7 protein-coding genes are annotated in these 13,925 nt (G+C 29.5%); 2 read left to right on the forward strand and 5 right to left on the reverse strand.

The window, feature by feature from the left end:
- Positions 1-6: 6 nt before the first annotated feature.
- Together ACJA23_RS02690 and ACJA23_RS02695 are read right to left on the reverse strand one after the other, a co-directional pair.
- Positions 7-606 carry a thermonuclease family protein gene (locus ACJA23_RS02690; RefSeq protein WP_406613768.1) on the reverse strand — a complete coding sequence of 200 codons (600 nt, stop codon included), beginning with the start codon at positions 604-606 and terminating at the stop codon, positions 7-9.
- Positions 607-759: 153 nt separating this feature from the next.
- The gene (locus ACJA23_RS02695; RefSeq protein WP_406613770.1) at positions 760-2,613 is read right to left on the reverse strand and encodes a DUF2179 domain-containing protein; all 1,854 of its coding nucleotides are present in this window, start codon (positions 2,611-2,613) and stop codon (positions 760-762) included.
- A 252-nt stretch (positions 2,614-2,865) separates the two neighbouring features.
- Here ACJA23_RS02695 and lepA point away from each other — a divergent pair, with 252 nt between their 5' ends.
- Positions 2,866-4,674, forward strand: coding sequence for a translation elongation factor 4 (lepA, locus tag ACJA23_RS02700; protein ID WP_406613772.1), 1,809 nt, complete (start codon positions 2,866-2,868; stop codon positions 4,672-4,674).
- Between the two features lie 142 nt (positions 4,675-4,816).
- On the opposite strand, the gene obgE is transcribed toward lepA, so the two are convergent.
- A complete protein-coding gene (gene obgE / locus ACJA23_RS02705; RefSeq protein ID WP_406613774.1) occupies positions 4,817-6,082 on the reverse strand; it encodes a GTPase ObgE in 1,266 nt (421 codons plus the stop codon).
- A gap of 239 nt (positions 6,083-6,321) precedes the next feature.
- Between obgE and ACJA23_RS02710 the strand changes: the two genes are divergently transcribed.
- Positions 6,322-7,821 carry an APC family permease gene (locus ACJA23_RS02710; protein ID WP_406613776.1) on the forward strand — a complete coding sequence of 500 codons (1,500 nt, stop codon included), beginning with the start codon at positions 6,322-6,324 and terminating at the stop codon, positions 7,819-7,821.
- Between the two features lie 42 nt (positions 7,822-7,863).
- Here ACJA23_RS02710 and ACJA23_RS02715 read toward each other — a convergent pair whose 3' ends face one another.
- Together ACJA23_RS02715 and secDF are read right to left on the reverse strand one after the other, a co-directional pair.
- A complete protein-coding gene (locus ACJA23_RS02715) occupies positions 7,864-11,001 on the reverse strand; it encodes a putative immunoglobulin-blocking virulence protein (RefSeq protein ID WP_406613778.1) in 3,138 nt (1,045 codons plus the stop codon).
- Positions 11,002-11,198: 197 nt separating this feature from the next.
- Positions 11,199-13,868: a protein translocase subunit SecDF gene (gene secDF, locus ACJA23_RS02720; RefSeq protein WP_406613780.1), complete on the reverse strand. Its 2,670-nt coding sequence runs from the start codon at positions 13,866-13,868 to the stop codon at positions 11,199-11,201.
- Between the last annotated feature and the right edge of the window lie 57 nt (positions 13,869-13,925).

Genomic DNA, 13,925 nt, shown 5'->3' on the forward strand with positions numbered 1-13,925 from the left:
TTACTCCTATTTGTAGTTACGAGAAAATACTAACTGTGCACTATGCATTCATATATTTCGCTTGTGCATTTTAGCTTCGTTTTGAGCCTCTATTAATGCATAATAAAGCTGGTTTTCTTTATCTTTTCTAGGATTTAAGCTACCTAAATCTGGCTTAAAGTTATAAAAGGAATTTCTAGCCAAGCCATTAAACACCATTTCGTAATTTACTGATTTTTTAACATCATAGTTTTGATCTAAAAAAATAATTGCCAATCTTCTACCGTAAATATCATTTTTACGAAACTCAAACCAAAAGTACTCTTGTTTATTAGCTAAGTCTTTAAGAAACAATCTAGCACGTTGTGCATAAAAGTCTTCATAAGGTGCTAATTTGTCTTTATTATCTCTTTTTAAGGTTTCTGGTGTGTCAATAAATATAAGTCTGACTATATCACCTATATCTGTTTGTACTGTATCACCATCAATAACACGAATAATACGGTATTTAGCGACAATAAAGTGGTCATCAGTAGTGAAATTAGTTTGAAATCTTTCATTAAATTTATAATAAAAACTTTGACCACAAGAGCTAGATGCTAAAAAGATTAGTAAAAAACTAAGCAAAGTTAATATTTTGTAATTTCATCGCACATCTTATTAATAAGAAAAACTAAAATATAGCACTAAAACTAAACTAAATTTATACCAAAATAAATTTAGTTATACAAAAAACCAGACCAAAGGTCTGGTTTTACTATGCAATTAGTAATTATTAAATTAGAACTTGTCTTTTGGTAAATAAACATATCCATCAATACTTGTTACATCTGAAATAGAAATAAAGGCATCTGGATCAACTTTTCTAACATCTTTTATTAAACGCATTACATGACGGAATAAAGCAATTGATGTTACAACTGTAAATTCTTCACCTTTGTATCCACCTTCAGCTTTAAACATTGTCATACCGGTTACAATTTTACGGTCTGAATTAATTTTGTTTTTAATTTCTTCTGAAAGATTTGAGAAGATTTCAACACGCACTAATTTGAATTTTGGATAAAGTTTGTTTAACACGATAATATAAACAATATTAGTTAAAACAGTAGCAACAAAGTTTGGTGATAAATATAATTCAAAAGTTCACGCTTTGCTTGTAACGCTTGTTAGAGCATTGTATTGGTTTTGTAGTTGTACAAATTCGCTATTTAATGCAACATTGTAATTTACGACATCTCTAATTAAATTAGCTTGATTTGGGTTATTGATATAATCGGTAAATAACACACTAGCTAGAGCAGTATTTTGTTTTGCATTAAAGTTAAACGCTTGTAGTTTAGTGTTAACTTCAATTGGGTTATTCAACCCTGAACGTATCATAATGGCCGCATTTTGAACTTCTCTAGTTAATAAATCTGAGTAGTTTTGTAATTCTGAATTTAATTTATTAAATTCGTTTAATACAGTATTATCAAGCAATATAAGTTTTTTAAGTTCAGAACTATAAAGCGCATTGTCTAAATGTTCATAGTTATTAACAAATAAGAATTTAGCAAAGTCAACTTTTTGAGCTTCAGAAAGTGATTTATTAAAGTTATTAAAAATTGAATGTGCTAAATCAAAATTACCAGATTCTAGTGCCTTTGAAATTTTAGCAACTGCATCACTGTAATTTTGGTTGACTGGGTTAGCTAAATTAAAGTCTTTTAGTACTAGTTGTGGGTCAGCTATTACTTTTGATAAAGCTTTAATATTATTCATTTGTTCAGTTTTGGCTTCTTGTAATAAAAGAGAGCCAGGAAGTCATGAACCAACTAACACCGAAATAAAGACAATGATAATATTCATATACCCTGAAATTGAACCAAATGATTTTTGCTTTTCATTAGCATATCACTCACCAATTACCCCAGTAACTCCAGCAGTTCCACCAATAATTTGAATAATAGCAAAAATATAAGCTAGCATATACCCATAAGCAATTGAATAAATCATTAAAGCAATAATGTTTCCACCATCACTTCAAAGTAGTGGAATAATGCCACTTAAAGCTTTTTTATACTCTGGTAAAACATTTTTTACAGTAGTATTATCAAAGTTTCCAATTAAATATACATCATTAGCCCCTGGTATAAGTCCGATACTAAATGAAACTAGTGAAGAAACTGCTAAAAATAGAACTGTTAAAGCTGTAAAGACTTTACCAATCTTTTTATAACCGAAAATAAAGATTGGAATACTTAAAATAATATATAACACCCAAAAGACAAACTGATCAATTAAGTTTCTAATAGCTACAGTGATACCTGAATCAGCTTTAATTGCAGTTACAATTATTCTCGCAGCAGATTGTCCAAAAGCTGCTAAACCAAAGTTATAAATTCCAACATTTTTAACGAAAAATACGCTAATTGTTCCAAAAAATAATGCAGCTAAAATCGTAATAGAAATAATCTTTCTCATTGAAAGATGTGAATATAAAGAATTTAATTTAAGACCAAAGTTTGACATTTTGGTGCGTTTATAAGTCGTGTTCGCTTTTATGATATTTATATAATTAGTGTCAAAACCATTAATCGCATCTTCAATATCTTGGTCTTGTTTTCTTTTATTTTTAAAAAAATTAAACATAGACCTCCATTATGTAGAGAATAAAATAAAAAACTCCCAAAATTAGGTAGTCGTACTTATTATTTTACTAGGTTTTTGCTTAATATATTGTTTTTTCTTAAATTTCTTTTTAAAAAGTGGTAATGTTTTCATATTTGAAAAGTATTTAACTAGGTGTAAATAGCTTAAAAATAGCACTAAAATTTTTATAAATTATGCTTTAAAACTATGGTTTTTTAGTGGTTAAAATCAATTTTTTAATATAATTAAAAAATGAATAAAGAAAAAATTAAAAATTTCTCAATTATCGCTCATATCGATCATGGTAAAAGTACTTTAGCAGATCGTATTTTAGAATATACAAATACAGTTGCTAATCGTGATTTAAAAGCTCAATTCCTTGATTCTATGGAATTAGAACAAGAAAGAGGAATTACCATTAAACTTAATGCTGTGCAAATTAAGTATAAAGATTATGTATTTCACTTAATTGATACACCAGGACATGTCGATTTCACTTACGAAGTTTCTCGTTCATTAGCAGCTAGTGAAGCTGCACTTTTAATCGTTGATGCATCACAAGGTATTGAAGCTCAAACTTTAGCTAATGTTTATTTAGCTTTAGAAAACAATTTAGAAATCATACCAGTAATTAACAAAATTGATTTACCTAGTGCTAATGTAGAAGGTGTTAAAAAAGAAATTGAAGAAGTTATTGGTATTTCAGCTGAAAATGCTATTTTAGTTTCAGCTAAAACTGGACAAGGTGTACATGAATTACTAGAAGCTATCGTAAATTATGTACCTTCTCCTAAAAATGCAGATGATTCTAAACCGCTTAAAGCTTTAATTTTTGATAGTTATTTTGATCCATATCGTGGTGTTGTTATGTTAATTAGAGTTTTTGAAGGTAAATTATCAACTGGTGATAAATTTATCTTTATGTCTAAAAAGAATGAACAACAAGATTACCACGTGATAGATTTAGGGGTTAGAAATCCTCACGAAACTAAAAAAGATTATCTTGAGGCTGGTGAAGTTGGATGGGTTTCAGCTGCAATTAGAGATGCTAAAGAAGTTAATGTCGGAGATACAATCACTTTAGCAAATAACCCAACTAAAGAAGCACTTCCAGGGTATAAAAAGATGAAACCAGTAGTATTTACTGGGTTTTATCCAATTGATACTAGAGATTATTCAATCTTAAAAGAAAGTTTAGAAAAGATTTCTTTAAGTGATTCATCAATTACTTGAGAACAAGAAACTTCAAAAGCTTTAGGTTTTGGTTTTCGTGTTGGTTTTTTAGGTCTATTACATATGGAAATTCTTCAAGAAAGACTAGACCGAGAATACAAAGTGGGTATTATCGCCACTGCTCCATCAGTTGAGTACAAAGTATTTATGACTAATGGGGATGTAGAAATGATTTCTAACCCTACAATGCTACCGGATCGAACATTTATCGATCACATTGAAGAACCTTTTGTTGAAGCTACAATTTTTATTCCAAACAATTACATTGGTAATGTTATGGAACTTTGTCAAAACAAGCGTGGTATTTACAAATCATTAGATATGATTGATGAGCGCCGTTCTAAGGTTGTTTATGAATTACCACTTGCAGAAACCATTTTCGATTTCTTTGATCGTTTAAAATCAACTACTAAAGGTTATGCTTCTTTCGAATATGAATGAATTGGTTATCGTGAAAGTGATTTAGTAAAAGTTGATATTTTACTAAATGGTGATAAGGTTGATGCCTTTTCAGTTATCACTCATAGAGATAGAGCATATGAAAGTTCTAGAGAATTGTGTCAAAAACTAAAAGATGCTATTCCTAGACAAAACTTTGAAGTACCTGTGCAAGCTGCAATTGGTGGTAAAATTATTGCTCGTGAAACTATTAAAGCATATCGAAAAGATGTTACTGCTAAATTATATGGTGGTGATGTAACTAGAAGACAAAAACTACTTAAAAAACAAAAAGAAGGAAAGAAAAGAATGAAAAAACTTGGGTCAATCGAAGTACCCCAAGAAGCATTCTTATCAATTCTTAAAACCAATATTGATCCAAAACAATAATTAAAATAAGCTCTACAAAATAGTTGTGGAGCTTTTGTTTTAAATTTAACTTATATAAGTTTAAAAATTGTATTTCCAAGTTTAAAAGTAATAAATTAATGAAAAAATCACTCAGAAAATACTGAGTGATTTTTGATTGACATTATTTATCGTCTTCTCATTCAAATTGGAAACCATATATCACAACGGTATCGCCAGGCTGAATTCCTCTACGAACTAAATCTTCTCATACACCAATTTTTTTAAGAATATTGTTAAATCTTAAAAGGTTATCATAAGTGTTTACAGGGATTTTGTCATATAGTTCTTTAACTTTTTTACCTGAAACTTCAAAGTATCCTTTGTATAACTCTTCGACTGTAAAATCAGGTTCAAAAGTAATAACTTTCATTTCCTGTTCTTCCATTTCGACTGGAGCTAGGTTATGTTTTTCGATTAAGTTTCAAAGCGCAGCTTTAACTGGTTCTATATTTTCATGATTAATTGCAGAAATTTCAATCAATTCAACATTTGGGTATTTTTTCTTGAATTTTTTAACATTACTATTAAAAGCATCTAAATCTTTTTTGTTAGCAATAACTAATTGAGGTTTAGCTTCAAGTTTTAAGTTGTAATTTTTTAGCTCTTCATTAATTGTTTCGTAGTCTTCAATTGGGTTTTTATCTTCAGAACCAAAATCAATAATATGAGCTACAACTCTACAACGCTCAATATGTTTTAAGAATTGAATTCCTAAACCTTTTCCAAGTGAAGCACCTTTAATTAACCCTGGTAAGTCTGCCACTGTAAATGAATTTTCGTGAAATTCTACTAAACCAAGTTGTGGCACTAAAGTGGTAAAAGCATAGTCAGCTACTTTAGCTTTAGCATTTGAAACCACATTTAAGAAAGTAGATTTACCAGCACTTGGTTTACCAATTAATCCAACATCAGAAAGAATTTTTAAAACAATATGAGCTTCAAATTTTTCACCAGGTAAACCATTTTCGTACAGTTTAGGGGCTGTGTTTTTGGCAGTCTTAAATTTAGTATTTCCACGACCACCTTTTCCACCTTTGGCGATTAAATATGGCTTATTAGCTTCGATTACATCAGCTACTAGTTTGTTTCCGTTATAAACTAATGTCCCAATTGGTACTTTGATAAATGTATCGCTACCACCAGCTCCATAAAGGTTTTTAGGACCACCTTTAACTCCATCTTCAGCAGTGATGTGTTTGTTTTTGTAAAAAGCTAAAAGTGTGTTTTTTCCTTCGTCTCCGACAAAATAAACACTTCCACCTTTTCCACCATCACCACCATCTGGTCCACCACGATCAACGTGGGCTTCACGACGGAATGACATCATCCCATCTCCACCTTTACCAGCTTGGATGATAACTTTAACTTCATCAATAAATTTAGCCATATTACCCCCATTATTATAAGTAGCATAATTATAACATTTTTTACTCTAAAATTAGCTGGTAATTTTTTAGTGTAAAGCTGTGGTTTTACACTAAATTAATAAACTTTAATTAAAAGAAAAATGTAAAAAAGTGGCAAAATTCACACCTTTTTTAATATTTTTGGTCTTAAACCACTCTTTTGAGACTAAAAATAATGAAATTTATTTTTTTATTTTATAATACTAGTAGAAAGGAACACATGCCAAATAAAAAACAATTTAATACTAAAACCTTTATGGCTTTAGGTATCAATTATGTTATTGGTTTTGGATTCGTCACTACAATTACTCAAGTTACCAGTTTTGGTTGATGAGGGTTATTGGTTTTCGTTTTAGTAGCACTTTTTACACTAGCTAGCGCTTTTGTGTTTAGTCGATTAACAAATGAATATCCTAATGAAATAGGTAGTTCATTTAGTTATGCTAATAAGCTTAAAAAACCAGCGTTTTCATTTTTTATTGGATGAAATCAATACATAAGTGGACCACTTTTAGCTGGTAGCGGAGCATTATTTTTAACTAGTATAGCAGATGTGTTTGTTAAAGACAGTGTACTAACAGACAGTCAAAAAAGTATCATTATTAATGTGGTGAGAGTGCTTTCAATTTTATTTTTTGTGGCTTTAATTTTCTCATCAACATTAGGATTAAAATTTTCTAAAAAACTAATCTTTTTCAATATGGCAATTAAGTGATCAGTTTTAATTATCGGTATGGTATCATTTGTTGCTTTAGCTGAAAAACAAGGGTTATTAGCTAAAAACTTTGCTGATGCAGCATCGAAAAAGATAGATACCTATATTATTATGCAAAATGTATTGCTGTTTAGTTTTGCTTTTAGAGGAATGGAAAGCTTACCATCATTTTCAAATCAAGTAAAAACTAAAAACTTTAAGTTAGCAATGCTCGGAATCTTTTTATTTATTTTTACTTTCTATTTATTCGGTTATATCTTATTTGCGTCAACTAATTTAGTTTCTGCACCAGGTAGTGCTTTCTTACTAATTTATCGCCTTACTTTTGGTTTAACTGGGGTAATATTATTTGCTATTTATTTAGTTACATATAATATAGCTTCACTTCTAACAACCACTTTAAGTAACGCTCGTATATTAGCTTCGCTTAGTGAAGAAAGATACTTGCCAGTATCTTTATCAAAACTAAATAAGAAAAATGAATATAAAAATGCTATTTGGTTTAACTTTGGTCTTACGATATTATCATTATTAGTCTTTACCTTAATACCACTATTAACAGTTCAAAGTGATGGAAAAAATAGTGTTAATTACTTTAATAAAGTGGTAGAACTAGGAACGATTGCATTCTTTATGCAATCGCTAGGGACTTTTGTAACAGCTTTAGTTTTAGCTTATCAAAAAAGAATTGCACCAATTCCTTGATATGAACAAGCAACATATTACTTTTCAATTATTTTCATTTTAATAGTTACATTAGTTAACTTTATTCCACCAATTGGAGGTAAAAATACTTTCACTTTAGGGGATGGAATTACGTTAATTTCGTACGCTATTTCAATGATCTTTGGATTTGCTTTATACTTATATTCATGACACTTTAAGAAAAAAGAGCACATTCAAATAGAAAAAGAACACTCAACAAAAGATTTATCTAGATATGAACTAGAAAAATTAGGATTAAAAACTAACGATATTGATAGCGATTATGTTAGCGAAAGCTAAAATAAGAAAATTCACTTAGATGCTTCTAAGTGAATTTTTTAATTATTGATTATGTGCTTCTAACTCAGCTTTTTCTTCTGGTGTAACCACTCTTAAAGTCATATTACCTAAATATGAATCTGAACCAGAAACTTTAATTAAGTCAATAACTTCTTGTGAATCAACAAGAATATCTGTAACTCTTCTAGCATTTGATAGACCGTAAAATAGTCCAGCGAATTGGTTTTTGTAGCCTTTTTGACCAATTAAATTCTTACCATCACCTTTGATATAAACTTTAGTGACTGATCTATTTGAAAAGATGATTTTTGGTTTATCCTCTGGTCTTGGTCCAAAGTTAGCCAACATTGCTTCTCATTGTTGTTTATCGAATTGTAATAATGGAACGGTAAATGTATCTGAATCAGCATATAGTTTTAAAGTTTTAAAACGTTTTTGCTTTTTGTATCTATCATTTAAGTCAATACCGATTAAACTGGTACGAGTAGGAATATTTGATAAGTCAATTTTTACAGGATATGAACCATCACCATAGTTACCGTTATAAACCCTTCAATCACTATGTTTATTTAACGCTAACTTAAATCCTTCTTTAATATCGCTATCAGTTGCACCTATGTCAGGACGAATAACATTAAATTGGATAGCTCCAGCTGATCTAACTGTATTTCAAACATTAATACTTTCTCATGATTTAACTGGAATATAATCATATGCAATCGCTTTTGTTTTATTGAATGCAATTGGATCAATACCTCAACCATATGAGTTTGTATCAGTTCCTGGTACACTTAAATCACCAATATTATCATTAGTATTATTTAGCGAGGTAATTAAGTCAACTTCAATCAATTCACGATCTTTTAGAGCTATAATACCAAACATTTTTTCACTAGCAAAATCTAGTGTAACTTTTTTAACGCTTTTCGGCATCATTTTTAACATATTGTAAAATGTTCTATCATTTTCAGATGTTAGAATGTTTTTAAAGTAGACACCGAAAATGTCATTACCTTTGTATTTTTTAAGAAAATCAAAATAATGTTCAATCGAATCCGTACCAGTAAAGTCGACATCTAAAACCTTGAATGTTTTGTTTTTATCAGCAACTGCATCATTATCGGCGTTTGGTTTATAGGTTCAAACTCTAATTTTGTCATCTTTAGGAACATTTTTAAAGTCTTTATCTAGTACCATTTTGTTTCTATCACTAATTGGTACTAAACCATATTTAATATAGTTGTCAGTAGCATCAGTTCTGCTTCAACCAGTGTATTCACCACTTAACAATTTGTCAGAAGTTCTATTGTAATAAGTGTTATTAGCAAAGGCTCTGCGTTCGTTTGCACGTTTAATTGAAACTAATGTAGAGTTTTCTTCATCGCTTTGAGGACCATAGTTAATTCCCAGGTTAAATCCTCAAGTGTTAGCGCTAACATGGAAATCAGGAACATTTCCTTTTGCGGTTTCTGAGTCATACATACTCATTGCAACTTCAATTTGTGCTTTTAGAATTTGTCTTAATTGTTCTCTATTAGGTTTATTTGGAACATCATAAGGAAAGACATCAACACCATTTAAGTATTGCACAAATGAACCTAACCAATCCTTATTGGTATTGTATTGTTCTTTGAAAATTTCTTTAAAGTCTTCTACTGTATAATCTTCACTTGCTGATTTGCTTATCAATTTAGAAAATAAATTAAATCTCTTTTTGTTTTCTTTATAAACAGCATCTGGAACTTTGCTTTTTGGAACATCTGGTAATGAACTTGGTGTTTCTATAAATACACTATCAGGATCTTCTTGATTTCCTGCATTATTTAAAATTTTATCTACTTCTTCTTTTGTTAAAACATCCCTAGCAACAATTGAATCAGGTAATTTTAAAGTTTTATCTTGTGCTTTTTGAACTGGTATTGTATAGTCTCCACCAGAATCTAAACTAGCATATTCGTTAGAATTAACAATGTCATAGCCTTCAGGAACATATGGAACAGCACTAACTTTGGTTTTAACTTCAGTCATAACATCTTTTATGTCAATAACTTGTGTTCCAAAAACAAATCTAAATTTTGTATTAATACGTTCAGCATCAGAATTTCTTGTTACGAAAATATTGTAAGTTTTTCCAGTTGGTAATGCAGTTAAGTTTAAGTTTTGACTAGCATTTAACTTATCATCTAAAGTGTAGTTTTTTGGAATAATATCCATAATGTTTACAGTTTGAGTCCCTGGTTCAGATTCAATAGTTTGAGCATTAACAATTTTGGCATTGAAAACAAAATTAATTGTTGTTCTAATTTTGTTATCTGGCTCTTTAGTGCTTTTTTCGATTTTTAAATCGTAGGTTTTACCAGGATCTAAAGCATTAAATTGTAAACCTTGACCAGAACTAAAGATATAACCTTTAGGTAAGAATTCGTTAGCGTTAATTTTAACATCTTCAAACTCTTCAATAGTTTCGATTCTAAAGGGTTGCTCTGTATTGTCATTTAAAATGTATCTAAGTTGTGTAGTTAGTTTTTTAGCTAGTAATGTTAAGTTAATAACATTATTTTGACCAATGTTAAGCATTGTTCCAACCAATGCTTCCATATCATATCTTTGGTAATGAGGCAAGTATTTTTTAGCTATTTCAACAATAGTTAATTTTTGATCTTCAACAGTTAAAGCAATAGGTGGAATAATTGTTGTATTTCTTAACTTAAATTCAACAAAAGTTTGTTTTAATTGATCAGCTTCAATAATGAAAATTGTATTAACTTTACCAAGTAATATTAACTTACTTGCATCAAAATTATCACGATCTGGGTATTTATTTGGATCTAAAACATAACCTTCTGGTATATATTTACGAAGGTTAATTTTTAATGTATCTAAACGACGAGATTTGATTTTAACTTCTGGAAAAGTTTTCCCATCTGGTGTTTGGAAAATAATTGTTGTTGTTACTTCTTTTAATAAGTCATCTGAAATAGAAGAAGATGCATCAGGACTAGCTTCTATTATTTCATGATTTAATCTCTGAATTCTGCTAATGTTTCCGACACCAACTTCATTTGAACTTTTATTAAAAGATTGAAAAACTAAAGCAATAGGTAAACTAAGACCTAATGTCGTAGCTGACGCTATAGCTGTTGATTTAAGTATTTTTTTCTTTTTTGCTTTGTTTAACATTGTTGCCTCTTATTTATATTTAAATTATAAACTTTTTTACTTTTTGCCCAAAAAATGTGGTTTTTCCAGCTTTTTACTTTTAAGCTAAATATACAGAAATAAATAATGTGGTAATTTTCGCTAAAGTTATTAATTTGAAAATATTTTATGACTAAAAAACTTGCAAAGTTAGTTTGCAAGTTTTAAATCTTTAATTATTAATCTGAAAAATCATTAATTCCGTTAAAGGTTTCTTCTTCTGGGTGACTAATATCTCAAAAGCCAGTTTCTTTACGATGCATAATTCTGCTTTGGCGTTTAGTTTCTAAAATTGATCATAGTTTAATGATTATAAAGTGACTTGTGATAAATCCACTAACTACACCAAAAATAATAGTTAATCCCATTTGTCAATCAATTCCAGTATTAAAGGCAATAAAGACTACGATGCTGGTAATTAAAACTAGTGATGAATAAATTGAACGAGACATAATTTCCGCCACTGATTCATTTGCTACGTTTTCCACTTGTTCTTTATACAAGTTTCTATAAGCATATTCATGACTGATTTTGTTTTTAATCGTACTAAATAGAATAAATGTGTTGCTAATACTAAAGGCAACAACTGTAATTAGCGCAGTTAGAATTAATTCATTAATTTCAATACGAGCTACAACAACAAACGCAACTACAGCTAGAAAATCAATAAATAGAGAAATAAAAGCACTTAAAGCGTATGTATAACCATGTCTAATGAATATATATATAACTAGTAATGCCACGATAATTGACATAGAAATAGAGACATATTTAACTAATTCTGAAGCAACTAAACCGCTATAAGTATAAAGTTCGAAATGAAGGTTGTTGGTTTTTGCATATACTTCTAATAAGTTTCTAACATCAGTAATTAATGCATTATTTTGGAATGAAACTAAAACATTGTAATGCCCAAAAGTTGTATGAGTTAGTTTAGTTTTATCAATGAGTGAATTTAAAGCAGGATAACGAACAAAAATATTTGTAAGATCAACTTTAACTTGGTTTGCTTTTTCTAAATCAAATCCACCATCTGTAGATACTAAAGCCTCATTTGAAGCTCCAAATCTAGTTGCGATATTAATACCACCTAAAGCAGAACCATTTATTCCTGCAAATGATGCATAAACAATAATTCCTGCAATAATAAAGGCAACAGTTATTAGGCTAAATCATTTTGAAGATTTTACATAATTGATTGAATTTGTTAGGTGATTGAATTTTCTAGGTTGTTCAATTTTTGAACTTCATACACCGAAAAATCTTGGTTTATTTTCAAATAGACCTGAATTGATTAGTCAGTTAGCAATAACTCTTTGGAAAATTAAAGTGGTAATTAAGACAAAGAAAATAGATAAAGTTAATACAGTGCTATAACCGTGAATTACACCTGAACCTAAATAAAATAGAATAAATGAAGCTAATAATAAGTTAATATTAACATCTAAAAGTGGCGGTAATTGGACACGTTCAGCTGTTTTGTAAGCTTTTTTGAGCGTCTGTGCTTCATATAAATGTTTTTTGAAATTTTCAAAAGTTAAAATACTTGAATCAACATTTATACCAATTCCGATAATTCAAGCTGCAACAACTGCTGGTGAATATTCACCTCTTAAAACGGTAAATACAACTAAAGTTAAAAACATGTATAAAGCCATACTGATTGTACTTAATGTACCAAGTAGTCCATAATTTCAAATCATTAAAATAGCAATTAAAGCAGAAACAATAGCACCAGCGATTAAAACATATCTAAAGTCTCCTGTTGCTTGAAAATATTGAATTTGTACTTGTTTGTTAAATTGTAAGTCAATAGTTGATAATCATAAAGTACTTGCAACATAACTAGCTTGATCTTTATCTCATGCAGTAGTGCTTTTAATGTTGTATGAATCAACATTGGTTTGAGCAAAAACACGAGCTTCTGTGTTTATTAGCAAGTATGGTCTAAATTTAGTTTCAATAATATTCTCAGCATTAGCTTTTGGCATTGGTGGTTGAGGAATATTAGGATTTGGATTAGTTTGTGGACTTTCAGGAGCTACAGCTTGGTTTTTATGAATATATACTCATGGGTTAAACTTAGCTTTTTTTCATCCTTCTGGATCATTCTTTTGAGCATACTGCACTAATTTATCTAAATCTTTTCAAACTAAAATATTATGAATAGATGATCCTACAGCAGGATCATTTTGTAATTTTGTAATTGAATTTGCAGCATCAATTCATTGATCACGACGATCAACATTAATATTTACACTTCAAAACGCATCTCTTGTTCCACCTAATGTTGATTCAAAAGTAGCAGCAATTGAACCAACAGATTTAGAAAATGGAGCATTGTAATCTTTAATGTTTGAAGTAATTCAATTTCCATCTTGATCAATTAAACGAGCATTAACATTGTTAGCTAATGTTTGGTTTCCATCACGATAAAACAGTGGTCTTCCATACACATCAGTTAAAGTTACATTTGATGTAGTTAAAAGACTATTTTCAAATCGATCATAATTGATATCTTGACGAATTGAAGTATCTAAAATCCGATCACCAGCTGGACGCACTTCTGCGTCAGCATATTCAGCTTTTTCTCCCCTCAATTTATTTTGAACTTCAGAAGCGATGTATCTAATTAAAGCATCATTATTGTTTGAAGTGGCATTTTCATTATCGATTTTTGCTGTAATTCTTACACCACCACGATAATCTTTTGAAACATGATTGCTAATGTTTGGTTTTAAGAAAAATAAACCCCCAAAAACAAAAGCACATATAGCACCAATAATAGTGATAAACGCAACAAAAAAGCGTAACACATTCTTATTGAATTTGATTTTAGATTTAATCATATTGATTAAATAATACCACATTTAGCATAAAATAGAGCTAAAAACATCATTCAAATT

The organism is Mycoplasma corogypsi (assembly GCF_045276875.1).
Lineage (GTDB): Bacteria > Bacillota_I > Bacilli_A > Mycoplasmatales > Metamycoplasmataceae > Mycoplasmopsis > Mycoplasmopsis corogypsi.